This window comes from Enterobacter cloacae complex sp. IR5401, from assembly GCF_049238425.1.
Classification (GTDB): Bacteria; Pseudomonadota; Gammaproteobacteria; order Enterobacterales; family Enterobacteriaceae; genus Enterobacter; species Enterobacter hormaechei_C.
The window spans coordinates 1-20,072 of the sequence record NZ_JBMKHN010000027.1 but is presented as its reverse complement, the minus strand read 5'-3'; the positions used below and the strand labels follow the sequence as shown (position 1 = coordinate 20,072).

At 53.6% G+C, this 20,072-nt stretch carries 22 protein-coding genes and 1 other annotated feature; of the genes, 13 read left to right on the top strand and 9 right to left on the bottom strand.

Annotation, left to right across the window (positions count from 1 at the left end; genetic code table 11):
- Nucleotides 1-18: 18 nt before the first annotated feature.
- Complete coding sequence (locus tag ACOTX1_RS22695; protein WP_003863130.1) at nucleotides 19-810, bottom strand: cytochrome C assembly family protein; 792 nt, start codon at nucleotides 808-810, stop codon at nucleotides 19-21.
- 166 nt (nucleotides 811-976) lie between these two features.
- Between ACOTX1_RS22695 and ffh the strand changes: the two genes are divergently transcribed.
- From ffh to ACOTX1_RS22660, 7 genes are all read left to right on the top strand, one after another.
- Nucleotides 977-2,338, top strand: a complete 1,362-nt coding sequence (ffh, locus tag ACOTX1_RS22690; RefSeq protein ID WP_003863132.1) for a signal recognition particle protein — start codon at nucleotides 977-979, stop codon at nucleotides 2,336-2,338.
- 116 nt (nucleotides 2,339-2,454) lie between these two features.
- Entirely contained in the window at nucleotides 2,455-2,703 is a 249-nt protein-coding gene (gene rpsP, locus ACOTX1_RS22685; RefSeq protein ID WP_003863133.1) for a 30S ribosomal protein S16, read from the top strand.
- Nucleotides 2,704-2,718: 15 nt separating this feature from the next.
- A complete protein-coding gene (rimM, locus tag ACOTX1_RS22680) occupies nucleotides 2,719-3,258 on the top strand; it encodes a ribosome maturation factor RimM (protein ID WP_003863136.1) in 540 nt (179 codons plus the stop codon).
- Nucleotides 3,259-3,289: 31 nt separating this feature from the next.
- Nucleotides 3,290-4,057, top strand: a complete 768-nt coding sequence (gene trmD, locus ACOTX1_RS22675) for a tRNA (guanosine(37)-N1)-methyltransferase TrmD (RefSeq protein WP_003863138.1) — start codon at nucleotides 3,290-3,292, stop codon at nucleotides 4,055-4,057.
- A gap of 43 nt (nucleotides 4,058-4,100) precedes the next feature.
- Nucleotides 4,101-4,448 carry a 50S ribosomal protein L19 gene (gene rplS, locus ACOTX1_RS22670; RefSeq protein WP_002914145.1) on the top strand — a complete coding sequence of 116 codons (348 nt, stop codon included), beginning with the start codon at nucleotides 4,101-4,103 and terminating at the stop codon, nucleotides 4,446-4,448.
- Nucleotides 4,449-4,580: 132 nt separating this feature from the next.
- Entirely contained in the window at nucleotides 4,581-4,985 is a 405-nt protein-coding gene (locus tag ACOTX1_RS22665; RefSeq protein ID WP_003863141.1) for a DUF2946 domain-containing protein, read from the top strand.
- Nucleotides 4,986-5,023: 38 nt separating this feature from the next.
- A complete protein-coding gene (locus ACOTX1_RS22660) occupies nucleotides 5,024-6,394 on the top strand; it encodes a PepSY-associated TM helix domain-containing protein (protein ID WP_023314689.1) in 1,371 nt (456 codons plus the stop codon).
- 2 nt (nucleotides 6,395-6,396) lie between these two features.
- On the opposite strand, the gene ACOTX1_RS22655 is transcribed toward ACOTX1_RS22660, so the two are convergent.
- From ACOTX1_RS22655 to ACOTX1_RS22640, 4 genes are all read right to left on the bottom strand, one after another.
- Nucleotides 6,397-6,882: an OmpA family protein gene (locus tag ACOTX1_RS22655; RefSeq protein WP_003863144.1), complete on the bottom strand. Its 486-nt coding sequence runs from the start codon at nucleotides 6,880-6,882 to the stop codon at nucleotides 6,397-6,399.
- A 12-nt stretch (nucleotides 6,883-6,894) separates the two neighbouring features.
- Nucleotides 6,895-8,115 carry a diguanylate cyclase DgcN gene (gene dgcN / locus ACOTX1_RS22650; protein ID WP_003863147.1) on the bottom strand — a complete coding sequence of 407 codons (1,221 nt, stop codon included), beginning with the start codon at nucleotides 8,113-8,115 and terminating at the stop codon, nucleotides 6,895-6,897.
- Nucleotides 8,108-8,644, bottom strand: a complete 537-nt coding sequence (locus tag ACOTX1_RS22645; RefSeq protein WP_003863149.1) for a YfiR family protein — start codon at nucleotides 8,642-8,644, stop codon at nucleotides 8,108-8,110. Before ACOTX1_RS22645 ends, dgcN begins: the two co-directional genes overlap by 8 nt.
- A 153-nt stretch (nucleotides 8,645-8,797) precedes the next feature.
- Nucleotides 8,798-9,172 carry a DUF2799 domain-containing protein gene (locus tag ACOTX1_RS22640; protein WP_023314688.1) on the bottom strand — a complete coding sequence of 125 codons (375 nt, stop codon included), beginning with the start codon at nucleotides 9,170-9,172 and terminating at the stop codon, nucleotides 8,798-8,800.
- 212 nt (nucleotides 9,173-9,384) lie between these two features.
- Here ACOTX1_RS22640 and aroF point away from each other — a divergent pair, with 212 nt between their 5' ends.
- Genes aroF through ACOTX1_RS22625 form a run of 3 tightly spaced genes read left to right on the top strand, consistent with a single transcriptional unit; the run spans nucleotide 9,385 to nucleotide 12,520 of the window.
- Nucleotides 9,385-10,455 carry a 3-deoxy-7-phosphoheptulonate synthase AroF gene (gene aroF / locus ACOTX1_RS22635; RefSeq protein WP_006811632.1) on the top strand — a complete coding sequence of 357 codons (1,071 nt, stop codon included), beginning with the start codon at nucleotides 9,385-9,387 and terminating at the stop codon, nucleotides 10,453-10,455.
- 10 nt (nucleotides 10,456-10,465) lie between these two features.
- Nucleotides 10,466-11,587, top strand: a complete 1,122-nt coding sequence (gene tyrA, locus ACOTX1_RS22630) for a bifunctional chorismate mutase/prephenate dehydrogenase (protein ID WP_023314687.1) — start codon at nucleotides 10,466-10,468, stop codon at nucleotides 11,585-11,587.
- Nucleotides 11,588-11,647: 60 nt separating this feature from the next.
- A complete protein-coding gene (locus ACOTX1_RS22625) occupies nucleotides 11,648-12,520 on the top strand; it encodes an SMP-30/gluconolactonase/LRE family protein (protein WP_023314686.1) in 873 nt (290 codons plus the stop codon).
- On the opposite strand, the gene pheA is transcribed toward ACOTX1_RS22625, so the two are convergent.
- The 4 genes from pheA to bamD form a co-directional block, all read right to left on the bottom strand.
- A complete protein-coding gene (gene pheA, locus ACOTX1_RS22620) occupies nucleotides 12,517-13,677 on the bottom strand; it encodes a bifunctional chorismate mutase/prephenate dehydratase (RefSeq protein ID WP_023314685.1) in 1,161 nt (386 codons plus the stop codon). The genes ACOTX1_RS22625 and pheA overlap by 4 nt on opposite strands.
- Before the next feature lie 30 nt (nucleotides 13,678-13,707).
- Nucleotides 13,708-13,833: a sequence feature (Phe leader region), on the bottom strand.
- Nucleotides 13,785-13,832 carry a pheA operon leader peptide PheL gene (gene pheL, locus ACOTX1_RS22615; protein ID WP_100229775.1) on the bottom strand — a complete coding sequence of 16 codons (48 nt, stop codon included), beginning with the start codon at nucleotides 13,830-13,832 and terminating at the stop codon, nucleotides 13,785-13,787. Its footprint overlaps the feature before it by 48 nt.
- 104 nt (nucleotides 13,834-13,937) lie before the next feature.
- Complete coding sequence (gene raiA, locus ACOTX1_RS22610) at nucleotides 13,938-14,279, bottom strand: ribosome-associated translation inhibitor RaiA (protein WP_003863162.1); 342 nt, start codon at nucleotides 14,277-14,279, stop codon at nucleotides 13,938-13,940.
- Nucleotides 14,280-14,546: 267 nt separating this feature from the next.
- Nucleotides 14,547-15,284: an outer membrane protein assembly factor BamD gene (gene bamD / locus ACOTX1_RS22605; RefSeq protein ID WP_003863164.1), complete on the bottom strand. Its 738-nt coding sequence runs from the start codon at nucleotides 15,282-15,284 to the stop codon at nucleotides 14,547-14,549.
- Nucleotides 15,285-15,415: 131 nt separating this feature from the next.
- On the opposite strand from bamD, the gene rluD reads away from it, so the two are divergent.
- From rluD to clpB, 3 genes are all read left to right on the top strand, one after another.
- On the top strand, nucleotides 15,416-16,396 hold the full coding sequence (gene rluD, locus ACOTX1_RS22600; RefSeq protein ID WP_023314684.1) for a 23S rRNA pseudouridine(1911/1915/1917) synthase RluD: 981 nt from the start codon (nucleotides 15,416-15,418) through the stop codon (nucleotides 16,394-16,396).
- Nucleotides 16,393-17,124, top strand: coding sequence for a purine nucleoside phosphorylase YfiH (yfiH, locus tag ACOTX1_RS22595; RefSeq protein ID WP_003863167.1), 732 nt, complete (start codon nucleotides 16,393-16,395; stop codon nucleotides 17,122-17,124). Before rluD ends, yfiH begins: the two co-directional genes overlap by 4 nt.
- Nucleotides 17,125-17,253: 129 nt before the next feature.
- On the top strand, nucleotides 17,254-19,827 hold the full coding sequence (clpB, locus tag ACOTX1_RS22590) for an ATP-dependent chaperone ClpB (RefSeq protein ID WP_023314683.1): 2,574 nt from the start codon (nucleotides 17,254-17,256) through the stop codon (nucleotides 19,825-19,827).
- The last annotated feature ends 245 nt before the right edge of the window (nucleotides 19,828-20,072 follow it).

The following is a 20,072-nucleotide window of genomic DNA, read 5'->3' as shown; positions in this document are numbered from 1 at the left end:
GGGAACTCCTTTTGTTACTTAGCCAGCAAATTGCTGTATGAAGCGGCTACCAAAATAGGCAAGCGTGAGAATGCCCGCACCCGCAACGTTGAACCAGACCACGCGGCGACCGCGCCAGCCTTCATGATAATGGCCCCATAACAGGACAATATAGACAAACCACGCGATGATGGAGAGCACCGCTTTATCGATATTCTCCACGCTGAACAGGTTCTTCATGTAAAACAAGCCTGTGCACAGCGTGAGCGTCAGCAGCACCACACCGACCTGGGTGATGTGGAACATCTTACGCTCAATCACCATCAGCGGCGGCATTTCGTGGTTAAACGCCAGCTTTTTATTTTTCAGCTGGTAGTCAATCCAGGCGAGCTGCATGGCGTAAAGGGCGGCGATGATCAGCGTCGCGTAGGCAAAGAGCGACAGGCCGATATGCACCAGCATCCCCGGCGTGGCTTCCAGGTGAGTAATAAACTCATTGGGCATGAACGTGGCTAACGCCAGATTGATCAGCGCAAAGGCGTAGACTATCGGCAGCAGCAGCCAGCCACGGTTTTTAGACGCGACAATGGTCATGACCGTACAGATCATCAGGCTGACCAGCGAGCCGACGTTCAGTACGCTCAGATTTTGCACGCTGCCGTCGCCGGGGATAATGCGTGATTCCAGCGCAAAGGCGTGGCTAATCAGTGCGATCACTGCCGAAAGAATAGCCATGCGCCGCCAGCCGCTGTTTTTTTGCAGCAGGCCAGGAATGATCAGCGCGAGGCTGACAGAGTAGGCAACAAGGGCGATCAGTGCGAAAACAGGCATATAGGCGTCGACAGTTGTCTTAATAAGAAAGAGAAGCAGTATAACGTTACGTGACGCCTGCTCCAACCGTTGCATAACAACAAAGGCGCCTTCATGTTATACTCCGGCAAAATTCTGTGTATGTGTCGCCCAGGCGACCTAACGTTTCTACCCCAGGCGAGAGACAATGTTTGATAATTTAACCGATCGTTTGTCGCGCACGCTGCGCAACATCAGCGGCCGTGGACGCCTCACCGAAGAGAACATCAAGGAAACGCTGCGCGAAGTGCGCATGGCGCTGCTGGAAGCAGACGTCGCGTTGCCGGTCGTGCGTGACTTTATCAACCGCGTGAAAGAGAAAGCGGTTGGCCATGAAGTGAACAAGAGCCTGACTCCGGGTCAGGAGTTCGTCAAAATCGTCCGTAACGAGCTGGTTTCGGCGATGGGCGAAGAGAACCAGGTGCTTAACCTGGCGGCTCAGCCGCCAGCCGTCGTGCTGATGGCGGGTCTGCAAGGTGCGGGTAAAACCACCAGCGTCGGTAAGCTGGGGAAATTCCTGCGCGAAAAGCACAAGAAAAAGGTGCTGGTGGTGTCGGCGGACGTGTATCGCCCGGCGGCGATCAAACAGCTGGAAACGCTGGCCGAGCAGGTTGGCGTGGACTTCTTCCCGTCCGACGTGGCCCAGAAGCCTGTCGACATCGTTAACGCGGCGCTGAAAGAGGCGAAGCTGAAATTCTACGACGTGCTGCTGGTGGATACCGCCGGTCGACTGCACGTTGACGAAGCGATGATGGACGAAATCAAGCAGGTTCATGCCTCTATCAATCCAGTAGAGACCCTGTTTGTTGTTGACGCCATGACCGGTCAGGATGCGGCAAACACCGCAAAAGCGTTTAACGAAGCCCTGCCGTTAACCGGCGTGGTGCTGACCAAAGTCGACGGCGATGCCCGCGGCGGTGCGGCGCTGTCTATTCGTCATATTACCGGTAAGCCAATTAAGTTCCTCGGCGTGGGCGAGAAAACCGAAGCGCTGGAGCCGTTCCATCCGGATCGTATTGCCTCCCGTATCCTCGGCATGGGCGACGTGCTGTCGCTGATCGAAGATATTGAAAGCAAGGTTGACCGCGCCCAGGCGGAAAAACTCGCCAGCAAGCTGAAAAAAGGTGACGGTTTCGATCTGACCGACTTCCTTGAGCAGCTGCGTCAGATGAAAAACATGGGCGGCATGGCAAGCCTGATGGGCAAACTGCCAGGCATGGGCCAGATCCCGGACAACGTCAAATCCCAGATGGATGACAAAGTGCTGGTGCGTATGGAGGCCATCATCAACTCGATGACGCTGAAAGAGCGCGCGAAGCCAGAAATCATCAAAGGTTCCCGTAAACGCCGTATCGCTGCCGGTTGCGGCATGCAGGTGCAGGACGTAAACCGCCTTCTGAAACAGTTCGACGACATGCAGCGCATGATGAAGAAAATGAAGAAAGGCGGCATGGCGAAGATGATGCGCGGCATGAAAGGCATGATGCCGCCCGGTTTTCCTGGGCGATAATCGCTTTTGAGATTGCTTTTTGCCCGAAAATGAGTAAAATTTTCGGGCTTTTAATATGACACCCGGGCTCCGTTCCTCGATGGGGCCCGGTTGTTTTATTCACACAAGAGGATGTTATGGTAACTATTCGTTTAGCACGTCACGGCGCTAAAAAGCGTCCGTTCTACCAGGTTGTTGTGACTGACAGCCGTAATGCACGCAACGGTCGCTTCATCGAGCGCGTTGGTTTCTTCAACCCACTGGCCGCTGGCGCAGAAGAAGAAACCCGTCTGGATCTGGATCGTATCGCTCACTGGGTTGGCCAGGGCGCTACTGTTTCCGATCGCGTTGCTACGCTGATCAAAGCAGCAAACAAAGCAGCTTAATCTGTCACGGTGGTCATGATGAGCAATAAAGCACCTGTTGAACCGATCGTATTGGGAAAAATGGGTTCTTGCTACGGTATCCGTGGTTGGCTCAGAGTGTTTTCCTCCACTGAAGACGCTGATAGCATTTTTGATTACCAGCCCTGGTTTATCCAGAAAGCCGGTAAGTGGGAAGAGGTCGAGCTGGAAAGCTGGCGTCACCACAATCAGGACATCATCATCAAGCTGAAAGGCATTGACGATCGTGATGCCGCGAATGCGCTGACTAATTGTGAGATTGTCGTGGATTCGTCGCAGTTGCCGCAGCTAGAAGAGGGTGACTACTACTGGAAAGACCTTATGGGTTGCCAGGTAGTGACCACTGAAGGCTACAGCCTGGGGAAAGTCATCGACATGATGGAAACCGGGTCAAATGACGTTCTCGTCATTAAGGCAAACCTGAAAGATGCATTTGGCATCAAGGAGCGGTTGGTTCCGTTCCTCGATGGACAGGTTATCAAGAAAGTCGATCTCACTACTCAAACCATTGAAGTAGATTGGGATCCTGGTTTTTAAATTCTCCGGATAAACGGTAAAAGACGGCGCTATGTGGATTGGCATAATTAGCCTGTTTCCTGAAATGTTCCGCGCGATTACCGATTACGGGGTAACTGGCCGGGCAGTAAAGAATGGCCTGCTGAGCATCCAGAGCTGGAGTCCTCGTGACTTCACGCACGACCGGCACCGTACCGTGGACGATCGTCCTTACGGCGGCGGACCGGGGATGTTGATGATGGTGCAACCCTTACGGGACGCCATTCACACAGCAAAAGCCGCGGCAGGTGAAGGCGCGAAGGTGATTTATCTGTCACCTCAGGGACGCAAGCTTGATCAAGCGGGCGTGAGCGAACTGGCGACGAATCAAAAACTGATTCTGGTCTGTGGTCGCTACGAAGGAATAGATGAGCGCGTAATTCAAACCGAGATTGACGAAGAATGGTCTATCGGCGATTACGTTCTCAGCGGTGGTGAGTTACCGGCAATGACGCTGATTGACTCCGTCGCCCGGTTTATTCCGGGGGTTCTGGGCCATGAAGCTTCGGCAACGGAAGATTCCTTTGCCGATGGGTTGCTGGACTGTCCACACTATACTCGTCCTGAAGTGTTAGAAGGGATGGAAGTCCCGGCAGTGTTACTGTCTGGAAACCATGCCGAGATACGTCGCTGGCGTTTGAAGCAGTCGCTGGGCCGAACCTGGCTTAGAAGACCTGAACTTCTGGAAAACCTGGCTCTGACTGAAGAGCAAGCAAAGTTGCTGGCCGAGTTCAAAACTGAACACGCGCACCAGCAGCATGAACATGATGGGAAAGCGTAATACGCTCCCGAATATCAGTTTACCCAGGATAAGAGATTAAATTATGAGCAACATTATTAAGCAACTTGAACAAGAGCAGATGAAGCAGGACGTACCTTCCTTCCGTCCAGGTGACACCGTGGAAGTGAAAGTATGGGTTGTTGAAGGTTCCAAAAAACGTCTGCAGGCATTCGAGGGCGTGGTTATCGCTATTCGTAACCGCGGTCTGCACTCTGCATTCACTGTTCGTAAAATTTCCAACGGCGAAGGCGTTGAGCGTGTCTTCCAGACTCACTCTCCGGTAGTTGACAGCATTGCTGTTAAACGTCGTGGTGCTGTACGTAAAGCTAAACTGTACTACCTGCGTGAGCGTACTGGTAAGTCTGCTCGTATTAAAGAGCGTCTGAACTAAGATTCGCTTAAGCGACATCCTGTTAGAAAGGGCTGGCCGAAAGGCTGGCCCTTTTTTTATCTCATCGCACCTCTCGCGTTAACCCTTCCGTCATAAATCATTTACAATGTTCGCCTCTTGGGTGGAGGGTAAGTGGATAACGTACTGCATCAGCATAGCTGGAAACGCGCAGCGGCATTGACCGCGCTGTTTGCGATCCTGCTGATCGTCGTGGCGCCGCTGATCTCCGTCTCGCTGCAAAAAGATCCCATGAGCGCCATGCCGGGCATGCACCACGACATGAGCATGATGTCGGTGGACGAGCATCATGGTGATATGACGCATTCTATGCCAGTTGACCATGCTGAAGCATGCGGCTACTGCGTGCTGTTAGCGCATGTGCCTGGCGTGATGCTGGCGCTTATCGTTCTGCTCAGCGTGGTGTTGCAGCGGCTGCGCGTGAAGCCGCCTCGTCAGGCGGTCAGCCACTGGCACTTCTTCCCCTGGCTTTACCCCGATACCCGCGCGCCGCCGCGTCGGTCTGCTTTCTCCCTTTAAAACAAAATCACTCACTTTTTGCCTTAAAAAGGAAAAGTATGACTACCTGCACTCCGCGCGCGGCATGGGGAAACCTGCTGCGTCGCCTCCATTTCTATATCGGGCTGTTTGTCGGTCCGTTTATCTTCTTCGCAGCGCTGACCGGTACGCTGTATGTCGCCACGCCGCAGCTTGAAAATGCGCTGTACCATTATGCACTCCACACGGATGCCGTTGGTGAGGCGCAGCCTCTTGCTGAACAAATTGCCGTGGCAGAAAAGGCCGTGGGTTCAGCGCTGCGTTTACATGCTGTTCGTCCGGGGCTGGAAGAGGGTGAAACGACCCGCGTGATGTTTGCCGACCCGGCGCTGGGTCCCTCCGAGCATCGGGCTATTTTTATTGATCCCGCCAGCCTTGAGGTTCGAGGGGATATGACTGTGTACGGCACCAGCGGGATTTTACCGCTGCGTCAGACTATCGATTATCTGCATACCTCGCTGATGCTGGGCAACATCGGACGCCTCTATAGCGAGTTAGCCGCCTCGTGGATGTGGGTTGCTGCCCTGGGCGGGATCGCGCTGTGGTTCTACACCCGACCGAAGCGCCGTATTAACAATCGTTTCCAGAATCGTCGTCGCCTGCATGTGATCTTAGGCTGGACGTTACTGACGGGAATGCTGCTGTTCTCAGTCACCGGGTTAACCTGGTCACAATGGGCCGGTGGCAACGTCGATAAGCTGCGTGCAGAGATGAACTGGCTGACGCCGCAGGTAAATACCACCCTTTCCGGTGCGCCGGAAATGAGGGATGAACACGCCGAACATCGTGGTCATCACGGGGGAATGACGATGCCTGAAATGCCTGTTGAACTGTCGCTTTTTGACAGCGTATTGCAGGCCGCCCGCCAGTCAGGAATTGATGCGAAAAAGGTTGAGATCCGCCCGGCAAGCAGGGACGACCAGGCCTGGACGGTGACGGAAATCGATCGCCGCTGGCCGACGCAGGTTGATGCCGTTGCCGTGGATCCCCACTCACTGAAGGTGCTGGACAGCACTCGCTTCGGGGATTTCCCGCTGATGGCTAAACTCACCCGCTGGGGCGTGGATTTCCATATGGGGATCCTGTTTGGTCTGGCAAATCAGCTGCTGCTCATCGCGTTTGGCGTTGCGCTGTGCGTGTTGATTATCTGGGGATACCGGATGTGGTGGATGCGTCGCCCTGCAACGTCAGCCGCGAACCCGGTACAGACGCTCTGTCAAAGCTGGCTGGCATTGCCGCTGTGGGGAAGGGGAGTGACGTTCCTGATAAGCCTCCTGCTGGGGCTGGCGTTGCCAGTAATGGGCGTCAGTCTGGTGGTCTTTATTGTGATTGACTGGCTGCGCTGGCGAGCGGTTTCAGGCGTGTCGCTCGCCGGAACATCCGTTAAATAGCCTTAAGGCGTGCTGATGACTACCGCAACCCGGCGGTTTTCAGCGCGCCCCTGTGCAGTGCGGTTGCTGCTGACAGGGTATTTTTTGCCTAAGCCCCGCGTGGTGAGGTTGCTGCGCGGGATGTTCGCGCCCTTCGCCCAGGCATCCGCCACAACATTGGCACGTTTTAACGAAAGCGCTTCGTTGTAGCTCTCTTCGCCATAGTTATCCGTATGGCCATCCATCCGGGCGTGGTTCAGGCCGGTTGCCGCCAGGCGTGAGGCCATAGTCTGGATCTGCGTTTCACTTTCCGGGCGCAGCCTGGCGTCATTTTTATCAAACAGGATCTTATCTGACAGGCCCAGAGACCAGTCGCCATTCAGTTCGTTAAAGCCATAGGATTTCATGGCCGCGATTTGCTCTGGCGTGAATTTCCCTTCAGGGGATGACTGGCATCCGGACATTGCCAGTGATGCCAGTAACAACGGCGCAAAATATCGCTTTAACATATCGTCTTCCTTTCAGGATATTGTTTTCGAACGCTGGTTTTTGACCAGATACATATTGCGATCGGCTTGCTCCAGTAAGGCCTCAACGGAGGCATTTTCCCATGCCAGAGCAAAGCCAATGCTGAGTGACATTGATGCTGTGTGCCCGTTATGCAGATCAAACGGACGGATAAATTGCTGCGACAGCGCAGCGCAAATATATTCGACCTCACGCGCGGTGTGGACACCGTAAAGGATCATGGCAAATTCGTCGCCGCCAAGACGGTAAGACTGATGACGTTTTTCGCCAAATTCGACCATCCTTTTTGCGGCTTCGATCAGAACGCAGTCACCCGCGGCATGACCCCAGGTGTCATTGATAAACTTGAAGTTATCACCGTCCAGAAATAGCAGGGCGGAATTGGTTTTTGCCGAAGCGTCATTCATTAATGCTGCAATGTTGTTGCGAAACGCGGCGCGGTTTGCAAGCCCCGTGAGCGGATCGTGCATGGCGGTACGCAACAGTTGAGCGTTTTTCGCCTGTAGTTTGAGCTGCCACTCTTCCATTTCATCCAGCAGGCTGTTGAAGTCTTCTCCAAACTGGTGGAACTCTTCAATGCGGCCTTCCGTTACCCGGCGAGAAAAGTTGCGGTTGGTGCGAACGTCATGCACAACGTCAGTGATGTTTTGCATTTCAACAACCATGCCATGATGTAGCGAGCGGGTGATGGTCAATGCGACGGCAGAAGCAAAAAGAATGCACCCGGTGAGGACTGCAAACGAGAGCCAGATAAAGTGGCTAATCAGGCTGTCGCGTGCGGTCAGACGAATTTCGCCAATCACATTGCCGTTATGTATGATGGGCTGTGCGACAGGAACAGGGAACAGCCACCGGTTGACCAGCGCGCCCAGCGTGTCGGTATTATCCGCCGGGTTCCACGACCACCAGGCAAACCGTTTATGATGTGCATTAAGCACTTCCGCCACGGCAAACTGCCCCTGCTTGCCGAGGGTCGCCAGCGTTTCATTTGCTGCCACGGCATCGTTGAACACCAGAGAGGCTTCAAGGCTGTGGCTCATGGTGGCGCCGGTAAGTTCGAGGTTTTTTTGCGCGTATTGCTTTAATGTCACCACGGAAGCGAAACACAGCAGCAACCATATAAACGTCATCGTTATAATGACGCTTATCATGCTGATTCGCCGCAACGTTCTTTTAAACGTCGGACGCGGTGTTGGTACGACTTCCTTATTCATGCTTCTTATTCCGTGCGAGCATTAATACATCCGGATTGACTCTTACGCCACTGCGCGCCAGCGCATCCAGATTTACGGAAAACCTGACCTGGTTGTGCTCTATTATCAGACAAAATGCGCTGCCAATAACGCATTCAGGATTTTGTTCTGACATTAATAGCAACGCCTGGCCCTGATATTGATTTATTATTTCCTGTTGTTTTGCTGGCGACTCGCTCCCGAAATAGAGGGCATCGCACCTTGCTGTGAGTGCTTCCCGATCGCTATGCACAATGACAGGACTATAGGGCAACGGGTTGTGTTCATCTTCACTGCTGAGCGCCTGTCTGTAATGGGAAGAGGCATAAATACAGAGCTTAGGCTGGCCAGACAGTGCTGGCCATCGGGTGTAGCTCACGATACCAGAAACAATCGAACGTACTGATTTATCCGTTTCAGTGAACGAGCCTGCCTTTGCAGGGGCCACTAAAATGAACAGCATTAGCGCCAGGGGGAGTCGGAGCAAAGCGATCAAGATTGCATTTCTCATCAGAATCCGCCAAACCGCCCCGGAAATAGATGTCCTTAAGAATTGTCGGCAGAATACCATTGTTTATCAAAGCCGTCATTATGTCAGAAATATCCCTGTTTTGACCTAAGCTAAATCTTACAGTGAGCTATATTCAATGGAATTCAGGCAGGCTCAATTCAGCCTGCTGGAACGCATACTTTCATCCATTCCTTGTTGCCAGGATTCATACAGTTTTACTGCATTTTCAGTTGTATCGCAGCTGGCAGGAAATGATTTTCCCGCTAATCCCCAGGCGTGAATAAAGCCCTCTTCGCATATTTTTTTCTGTCCGTCAGCGTAGCCACGAAGATATTCCCCTCGATCAACCTGGGGGTCATTAAAACTATCGGCCAGCGCCTGGTTATCTTTAACCGGAACACCATTCATAGCGTCTTCTTTACCGGCAGTGAACCAGTCCGGGCTGGTCCAGCCAGGCTGAAAAGTATAAGGATTGATCTGGCAACCCGACAAAATCAGCGACAACAACATGAGAGTAATTGAACGCATGGCTATTCTCCTTTTTGTGAGCATAGCCTGGCTTACAACTGTGCGTGTGTAATTTTAAATTTACGGTTTTAGGCCATTAATTTTGCAATTAAAGGGCTTCTGTAAAGTAATGTGTACGTATTTTGGATTGAAATCTTTACTTGATGTGATATCGTTGTGTCACCTCTTCGAGGAAAACCACTATCGCAAACGAGTTTGACAGGATCGCAATCATGCAAAAAGACGCGCTGAACAACGTACATATCACTGACGAACAGGTGTTAATCACCCCGGATCAACTGAAGGCGGAATTCCCGCTGAGCGTCGCGCAGGAAGCTCAGATTGAGCACTCGCGCCAGACCATTTCTGACATTATCGCAGGCCGCGATCCGCGCCTGCTGGTGGTATGTGGTCCTTGCTCCATTCACGATCCTGAAACCGCCATTGAGTACGCTCGTCGATTTAAAGCATTAGCGGAGGAGGTCAGCGATAGCCTCTATCTGGTGATGCGCGTCTATTTTGAAAAGCCACGTACTACGGTTGGCTGGAAAGGGTTGATTAACGATCCGCACATGGATGGCTCGTTTGATGTGGAAGCGGGCCTGAAGATTGCGCGTCGCCTGCTGGTGGAGCTGGTCAGCATGGGGCTGCCGCTGGCAACCGAAGCGCTGGATCCGAACAGCCCGCAGTACCTCGGCGATCTGTTTAGCTGGTCTGCGATTGGGGCGCGCACCACCGAGTCACAAACCCACCGCGAGATGGCATCTGGCCTGTCTATGCCGGTTGGTTTTAAAAACGGTACCGACGGCAGCCTGGCCACGGCGATTAACGCCATGCGCGCCGCCGCTATGCCCCATCGTTTTGTCGGGATCAACCAGGCGGGCCAGGTATGCCTGCTGCAAACGCAGGGCAATCCGGACGGGCATGTGATCCTGCGCGGTGGTAAAGCGCCAAACTACAGCCCGGCGGATGTCGCGCAGTGTGAAAAAGAGATGGAACAAGCGGGACTGCGTCCGGCGCTGATGGTAGATTGCAGTCATGGTAATTCGAATAAAGATTACCGTCGCCAGCCTGCGGTTGCAGAATCTGTGATTGCACAGATTAAAGATGGTAACCGTTCAATTATCGGCCTGATGATTGAAAGTAATATTCATGAAGGCAATCAGTCATCGGAACAGCCGCGTAGCGCGATGAAGCCCGGCGTCTCCGTCACGGATGCTTGCATCAGCTGGGAAACCACTGATGCGCTACTGCGTGAGATCCACAAAGATTTGAACGGCCAGCTGGCGACGCGTCTGGCATAAGAGGATAGTTATGGTTGCTGAATTGACCGCATTACGCGATCAAATTGATGAAGTGGATAAGGCGTTGCTGGACCTGCTGGCGCGCCGCATGGCACTGGTTGCTGAGGTCGGCGAAGTTAAAAGCAAATATGGCCTGCCAATTTACGTTCCGGAGCGTGAGGCCTCTATGCTCGCCTCCCGCCGTAAAGAGGCACAGGCGCTGGGCGTTTCACCGGACTTAATTGAAGATGTCCTGCGTCGTGTGATGCGGGAATCCTATTCCAGCGAAAACGACAAGGGCTTCAAAACCCTCTGTCCGTCGCTGCGTCCGGTGGTGATTGTCGGTGGCGGCGGCCAGATGGGGCGTCTGTTTGAAAAAATGCTGACGCTTTCTGGCTATCAGGTGCGCATCCTGGAAAAAGAGGACTGGCCGCATGCACCGGAACTCATGAAGGATGCCGGAATGGTTATCGTCAGCGTACCGATTCATGTGACGGAGCAGATTATCGCGAAACTTCCTCCGCTGCCGGAAGATTGCATTCTGGTGGATCTGGCGTCCGTTAAAAATGGTCCTCTACAGGCAATGCTGGCGGCGCACACCGGGCCCGTGCTTGGGTTACACCCGATGTTTGGCCCGGACAGCGGCAGCCTGGCGAAGCAGGTAGTGGTTTACTGCGACGGTCGTCAGCCGGAAGCGTATCAGTGGTTCCTGGAACAGATTCAGGTCTGGGGGGCACGTTTGCACCGTATCAGTGCGGTTGAGCATGACCAGAACATGGCGTTTATTCAGGCGCTGCGCCACTTTGCAACCTTCGCCTATGGGCTGCACCTGGCGGAAGAGAACGTTCAGCTTGAACAATTGCTGGCGCTTTCCTCGCCAATCTATCGTCTGGAGCTGGCGATGGTCGGGCGACTGTTTGCCCAGGATCCACAGCTTTACGCCGACATCATCATGTCGTCTGAAAATAACCTGGCGCTGATCAAGCGCTACTATCAGCGTTTTGGCGAAGCGATCTCCTTGCTGGAACACGGCGATAAACAAGCGTTTATCGACAGTTTCCGTAAAGTGGAGCACTGGTTCGGTGATTACGCCACGCGATTCCAGAGTGAAAGCCGCACGCTGTTGCGCCAGGCAAATGACAGTCGCCAGTAATGTAATGATGTATATACTGAAAGCCAGCATTGCTGGCTTTTTTCATTTTGGGGAACTGTCATGGCTGAACCGCAGCTGCTGTTGAACTATACCGGGCATCTGCCTGAATGCCCGACGTGGAGTGCAGAAGAGAAGGCGCTCTACTGGGCGGATATCCTGGAAGGGGAGATCCATCGGTACCATCTGCCCACCGCGGAACACTCGGTGCTCTCATTCCATGAAGAAGTTGGGTGTTTTGCCCTGCGTGAACGCGGCGGATTTATCGTCGCGATGCGAAACGCCATCTGGCTGACCGATAAACACGGCCTGCTCCAGCGTAAGGTTTGCGATAACCCATCCAACCCGCAGCTTGCACGTTTTAACGATGGCGGTACCGATCATCAGGGACGGTTTTATGCGGGCACGTTCTGGGGGCCGGGAGATTATAACGGCGCCATGCTGATGCGTATCGACAACGACCTGACGCCGAAAGTGATCCAGTGCGATATTCACGGGCATAACGGTTTAGCGTTTAGTCGTGACAAACGGTGGATGTTTACTTCTGATACGCCGAACGGTGTGATTTACCGTACGCCGCTTGATGAGCAGGGGGAACCCGGTAAGCGCGAAGAGTTTCGCCGGTTTAGCGAGGGAGACGGTATTCCCGACGGTGCGGCAATGGATGAGGAAGGCTGCTACTGGAGCGCACTGTTTGACGGCTGGCGTATCGCACGGTTTTCACCGCAAGGCGAACAGCTGGAAGAGTATCGGCTGCCGGTACGCTGCCCGACAATGGTCTGCTTTGGCGGCGACGATATGAAAACGCTGTTTATCACCACCACGCGGGAAAATATGGAGGCGGAGGAGCTGGCGAAATACCCGCTTTCCGGTGCCATCTTCACCCTGCCTGTAAATGTGGCAGGGATGAAGAAAAGCCGCTTTATCGAACATTAAGCCGGATCGACCGGGACCACGGTTTCGCTCGGATAGCAGCCCAGCACTTTCATGGAGCGTGTGATCTCGCCCAGTTCGCGCAGGGCTTTCTGCATGGATGCAGACTCCAGGTTGGCCTGAACGTCGAGATAGAACATCTCTTCCCACGGGTTGCCATGTATTGGGCGGGATTCCAGCTTCGTCATGATCAGGTTGTGATTACGCAGCACCAGCAGCGCTTCAACCAGCGCACCCGCCTGCTGGCCGGTCGCCATCAACAGGGTGGTTTTCGCCGGGACCTGGTCCGACACGTTGATGGCCTTGCGGGCCAGAACCACGAAACGGGTGATATTCTGCGTCTGGTTGGCCAGATTGCGTTCCAGCACCTGTAAGCCATACAGCGCGCCGCCCGCTTCGCTACCGAGAGCCGCGACGGCAGGAGAGTTTGCCTGCGCCACTTTTTCCATCGCCGCCGAGGTGCTTTCGGTGTACTCAATTTTCCAGTGCGGATAACGGTTCAGGAACTGGCTGCACTGCTGGAACGGCTGCGGGTGACTGTACACCGTTTCGATCTGACTCAGATCGGTTGAGCCAGAGACCAGCACACAGTGATCGATAGGGATGGTCAACTCGCCGACTAACGACAGGCTGGTGTGCTGGAGCAAATCGTAAACATCGTTGATGGCGCCGGAACTGGTGTTCTCAATAGGCACCACGGCGTAATCTGCCTGGCCGGTTTCGACCTGGTTGAAAATGTCTGCAAATTTCGCGCAACCGCTCTCAATAAACTCTTCGAAATGGCGGGCTGCGTACTGGCGAGCCGCCAGATGAGAATAGGAGCCTTTCGGGCCGAGGAAAGCGATACGAGCAGAGTGCGGGTTGGTTTTGTTCAGATGCTGCTGGAGCAGGGCCTGTTGCGTCAGAACGGAATCTTCAATGATGAGCTGGAACAGGCGGGTGATGTAGTGCGCATCCAGATGATGCGCTTTGCCGAGTTGAATCAACCGTTCCAGTAAATCACGTTCGCGATCGATATCGCGCACCGGCCGATGGGACTCGAGCTTCGCTTTGCCCACTTCAATGGCGAGCGCGCGGCGTTCGGCCAGCAGGGCCAGTAATTTTTCGTCGAGTGCACTGATTTTTACGCGTAAATCCAGGAGCGGGTTTTCCGGTGTCATAGTGTTGTCTGTCTCATTTTATCGTTATCAATAAAAAAGGCCTCCCGGTGTGGGAGGCCTTGTTGTTCGTCTTCGCATTCTTTATCACACGACGAAACGCCTCCCGGTCAGGGGAAGGTAAAAAAGAATGCGAAGAAAAACGGCGTCTGTTTCATAAGGTCATCCTGAAAATGATAGAGTTAAAGTACCTGCACTGTTTTGATCCTGTCAATAAAAAACGCGCCCGAAGGCGCGTTGTCGGTACACTCAATTTTAGAGGATTACTCTTCTTCAACTTCTTCCGCGAAGCTGGCGTCTTTCACCGAGGTTGCGGCGCGACGTGCTTCACCTTTGTGTTGCACTTTATTGAGCTGCCGTTCCAGCTTGTTGATCAAATCGTTAATTGCGGTGTACATATCCTCGTGTTTTGCGCTGGCGACCAGATGGCCGTTTGGAGTATTGATAGTTGCATCAGCGATGAAACCCTGCGGCTCCTTGGACAGGATGATATGTGGATTAATCAAATGTGTTTGCCATTTATCCAGTTTGGCGAGACGGTCTGCGACGTGCTGGCGGATTGCCGGAGTAATTTCCATTTGTTTACTGGTAATGTTCATTGTCATAAATTTTACCTCTTGTCTTTCCGTCTTGGTGATTCCAGCATACCCGACCCAATGTCAAAATGTGTGATTTAGATCACGTTATTTTGTCGGTTTTTGTCAGGGAATCTTTTTTGTGAGGCAGGGCAGGAAGAGGTGAGATTTACCTTGTCGAAGCCAACAATTGCGGTCATAGTTGAATGGATGTGTTGAAGCTAAACCGCTTCAGCGTAAGTCTGAAAGAACAAAAAAACGGCAGCCCGCGGGCTGCCGTTATGCGTTGTAGCGGTATCAGGTGTTGCTGCTGTTCGCGGCGATGATTTTCGCCACTTTGTCAGCCTGAGCCGTCATCTGCATCTGGCGATACGCATTTTCCATCAGCTTCAGGCCATCACGCGTTGCCTGGGTATCCGGATAATCACGCAGCATGCCTTCTACACGGTTAACCACGGCAACCCATGCGCCACGGCGGGTGTAGTATTCCGCAACGGAGTACTCATATTTCGCCAGACGATCTTTCAGGAACACCAGACGCTTAGTGGCATCGGTAATGTACTGGCTGTTCGGGTAGCTACGCACCAGTTTGGAGAAGTCATTGAAAGCATCACGCGCATGTTGCGGGTCACGGTCGGAACGATCCACCCCGAAGAAGCCCTGCAATGCACTGTCATCCAGCGCCATGTTAGTCAGGCCGCGCATGTACATCACGTAATCGATGTTAGGATGGGTAGGGTTCAGACGCATGAAACGATCGATCGTTGCCTGAGCCAGCGGCAGATCGGCATTTTTGTAGTAGGCGTAGATAAGATCTAACTGTACCTGCTGCGAATACGGACCAAACGGATAGCGATTATCCAACGCTTCCAGTTGCGTTATCGCCTGTTTCCAGTTACCGTCCTGCAACTTTTGTTGTGCAGTCGCATAGATTTCATTCGGCGGATTGTCAGGGACCTGTTCATTCGAACCGGAGCAGCCCACCAAAGCCAGGCTCAACGTGGCCGCTGCCACCAGATATTTCATGCGCGTCATGACGTTTTGACTTTCCTCAAATGTTTGTCCGGGAGAAACTCAGTTCCTGCTCCCGATTAAGACCAGCTACAATAGCACACTATATTAAACGGCAAAGCCGTAAAACCCAACGTTAAACGAAGAAGCAGTTTATGGCACAACGAGTAGAACTCACCGCAACAGTCTCCGAAAATCAGCTCGGTCAACGCTTAGATCAGGCTTTGGCCGAATTGTTCCCTGATTATTCGCGTTCACGCATAAAAGAATGGATCCTTGACCAGCGCGTGCTGGTAAACGGCAAGATCTGGGACAAACCAAAAGAGAAAGTGTTTGGTGGGGAAGCTGTCGCCATCAATGCTGAAATCGAAGAGGAAATCCGCTTCGAGCCGCAGGATATCCCGCTGGATATCGTCTACGAAGATGACGACATTCTGGTCATCAACAAGCCGCGCGACTTTGTTGTTCACCCGGGCGCGGGCAATCCTGACGGTACGGTACTTAACGCACTCCTTCATTATTATCCGCCGATTGCCGACGTACCGCGTGCCGGTATTGTTCACCGTCTGGATAAAGACACCACGGGTCTGATGGTAGTGGCGAAGACGATTCCCGCCCAGACTCGCCTGGTGGAATCGTTGCAACTGCGCGAAATCACCCGTGAGTATGAAGCGGTGGCGATTGGTCATATGACCTCTGGCGGCACGGTGGAAGAGCCTATCAGCCGTCACCCAACCAAGCGTACGCATATGTCCGTACACCCGATGGGTAAACCGGCGGTAACCCATTACCGCATCATGGAACATTTCCGTATTCATACCCGCCTGCGTCTGCGCCTGGAAACCGGGCGTACTCACCAGATCCGCGTGCACATGGCGCATATTACCCATCCGCTGGTGGGTGACCCGGTTTACGGCGGTCGTCCGCGTCCACCAAAGGGCGCATCGGATGAATTCATCTCCGTGCTGCGTAAATTCGATCGCCAGGCGCTGCATGCGACGATGCTGCGTCTTTACCACCCAATCACCGGAATTCAGATGGAATGGCATGCGCCGATCCCACAGGATATGGTGGAACTTATCGACGCGATGCGCGCAGATTTCGAAGAACATAAGGATCACGTGGACTGGTTATGACCAAACTGATTGTCCCGGAGTGGCCACTGCCTGAAGGCGTGGCCGCCTGTAGTTCAACCCGTATCGGTGGCGTGAGCCAGGGCGCGTGGGAGTCTTTGAACCTCGGTGCGCACTGTGGCGATAACCTGGAGCACGTTGAAGAGAACCGTAAACGCCTCTTTGCTGCGGGAAACCTTCCTTCAAAACCGGTCTGGCTTGAGCAGGTGCACGGTAAAGCGGTGCTGAAGCTGACGGGTGAGCCCTATGCGTCTAAACGCGCCGATGCTTCGTACAGCAATACGCCGGGAACGGTTTGCGCGGTGATGACTGCTGATTGCCTGCCGGTGTTGTTCTGCAATCAGGCAGGAACTGAAGTGGCTGCTGCCCACGCCGGATGGCGAGGCCTGTGCGAAGGCGTGCTGGAAGAGACCGTCGCCTGCTTTCAGGACGATTCTGCAAATCTTATCGCCTGGCTTGGCCCGGCGATTGGCCCGCAGGCATTTGAGGTCGGGCCCGAAGTGCGCGATGCCTTTATGGAAAAAGATCCGCAAGCGGTCGAAGCGTTTGTGGCTTCCGGAGATAAATATCTGGCCGATATTTACCAGCTTGCCCGCCAGCGCCTGAATAACGTCGGTGTGACTCAAATCTTCGGCGGAGATCGCTGTACCTTCACCGAAAAGGGTGATTTTTTCTCCTATCGCCGCGACAAGACGACAGGCCGTATGGCAAGTTTCATTTGGCTGATATAACCTAAAGAATCAAGACGATCCGGTACGCGCCGTTTTCTTTTCACATAATTCAGGTTATTAACCTTGAATAATTGAGGGATGACCTCATTTAATCTCCAGTAGCAAATTTGACCTGTTATGGGAGGAGTTATGCGTCTGGATCGTCTTACTAATAAATTCCAGCTTGCTCTCGCCGATGCCCAGTCCCTCGCACTGGGGCACGACAACCAATTTATCGAACCTCTTCATTTAATGAGCGCCTTGCTGAATCAGGAAGGGGGATCGGTACGTCCGTTATTAACGTCCGCTGGCATTAATGCCGGCCAGTTACGCACCGCCATCGATCAGGCGCTGAGCCGTTTACCGCAGGTCGAAGGTACCGGCGGCGACGTGCAGCCGTCGCAGGATCTGGTGCGCGTGCTGAACCTTTGCGACAAGCTGGCGCAAAAACGTGGGGACAACTTTATTTCGTCAGAGCTGTTTGTTCTGGCGGCGCTTGAATCACGCGGTACCTTAACCGACCTGCTGAAATCCGCCGGTGCAACCACCGCTAATGTGACCCAGGCGATTGAGAAAATGCGCGGAGGTGAAAGCGTGAACGACCAGGGAGCCGAAGACCAACGTCAGGCTTTGAAGAAATTTACGGTCGACCTGACCGAACGTGCCGAGCAGGGCAAACTTGACCCGGTGATCGGCCGCGACGAAGAAATCCGCCGGACAATCCAGGTACTGCAACGTCGTACCAAAAACAACCCGGTGCTGATTGGTGAGCCAGGCGTCGGTAAAACCGCCATCGTTGAAGGGCTGGCGCAGCGTATCGTTAATGGCGAAGTGCCCGAAGGGCTGAAAGGCCGTCGCGTACTGGCGCTGGATATGGGCGCGCTGGTGGCCGGGGCGAAATACCGCGGTGAATTTGAAGAGCGTCTGAAAGGCGTGCTGAACGATCTGGCGAAGCAGGAAGGTAACGTCATCCTGTTTATCGACGAACTGCACACCATGGTGGGGGCGGGTAAAGCTGACGGCGCAATGGATGCCGGGAACATGCTGAAACCTGCTCTGGCGCGCGGTGAACTTCACTGCGTCGGCGCCACTACGCTGGACGAGTACCGTCAGTACATTGAAAAAGATGCCGCGCTGGAGCGTCGTTTCCAGAAGGTGTTTGTCGCTGAACCAAGCGTAGAAGATACCATCGCCATTTTGCGTGGTCTGAAAGAGCGTTATGAGCTGCACCATCACGTGCAGATCACCGACCCGGCCATCGTTGCGGCGGCGACGCTTTCGCATCGTTACATTGCCGACCGTCAGTTGCCGGATAAAGCCATTGACCTTATCGATGAAGCGGCGTCCAGCATCCGTATGCAGATTGACTCGAAACCGGAAGAGCTGGACCGACTCGATCGCCGTATTATCCAGCTCAAGCTGGAACAGCAGGCGCTGAACAAAGAGTCTGATGAAGCGAGCAAGAAACGCCTTGATATGCTCAACGTAGAACTGGACGAGAAAGAGCGTCAGTATTCTGAGCTGGAAGAAGAGTGGAAAGCTGAGAAAGCCTCCCTCTCTGGCACCCAGACAATCAAGGCGGAGCTGGAGCAGGCTAAAATTGCCATTGAGCAGGCGCGTCGCGTAGGGGATCTGGCACGGATGTCCGAACTACAGTACGGCAAGATCCCTGAGCTGGAAAAACAACTTGAGATCGCCACGCAATCGGAAGGCAAAACCATGCGTCTGTTGCGTAATAAAGTGACGGATGCCGAGATTGCCGAAGTGCTGGCGCGCTGGACGGGTATTCCTGTGGCTCGCATGATGGAAAGCGAACGCGAGAAACTGCTGCGTATGGAGCAGGATCTGCATCAGCGCGTCATTGGACAGAACGAAGCGGTCGAAGCGGTATCTAACGCCATTCGTCGTAGCCGTGCGGGGCTGTCCGATCCGAATCGTCCAATCGGCTCGTTCCTGTTCCTGGGGCCAACCGGTGTCGGTAAAACCGAGCTGTGTAAAGCGCTGGCTAACTTTATGTTCGACAGCGATGACGCGATGGTGCGTATCGATATGTCCGAGTTTATGGAGAAACACGCCGTCTCGCGTCTGGTCGGTGCGCCTCCGGGATATGTCGGTTATGAAGAGGGCGGTTATCTGACGGAAGCGGTTCGCCGTCGTCCTTATTCCGTCATCCTGCTGGATGAAGTAGAAAAGGCACATCCTGACGTGTTTAACATTCTGTTGCAGGTGCTGGATGATGGGCGTCTGACGGATGGGCAGGGAAGAACGGTCGACTTCCGTAACACGGTGGTGATCATGACCTCGAACCTGGGTTCCGATTTGATTCAGGAACGCTTCGGTGAGCTGGATTACAGCCATATGAAAGATCTGGTGCTGGGTGTGGTCAGCCAAAACTTCCGTCCGGAGTTCATCAACCGTATTGATGAAGTGGTCGTGTTCCATCCGCTGGGTGAGAAACACATTGCGTCGATTGCGCAGATCCAGTTGCAGCGTCTGTACAAACGTCTGGAAGAGCGTGGGTATGAAATCCACATCTCGGATGATGCGCTGAAACTGCTGAGCGAGAATGGTTACGATCCTGTTTATGGTGCGCGTCCGTTAAAACGTGCTATCCAGCAGCAGATCGAAAACCCGCTGGCACAACAAATCCTCTCTGGGGAGCTGGTTCCGGGCAAAGTTATCCGTCTGGAAGCCAACGAAGACCGAATTGTGGCAGTGCAGTAAGTCACAAAACGCAAAAACGGGCCGCTTGCGGCTCGTTTTTGTTTAAAAACCAGGCAAGAATTAATGTCTGAGATGTGTTTTGCCTGGAAAGTGAGCAGTCGGTAAATAATTTTCACTTTGCACTTGCAGCCTCAGAATAACTCCCTATAATGCGCCTCCACTGACACGGAACAACGGCACGCAAGCCGCCGGGTCAGCAGAGAAAAGCAAAACAAACGCTTGACTCTGAAGCGGGAAAGCGTAAT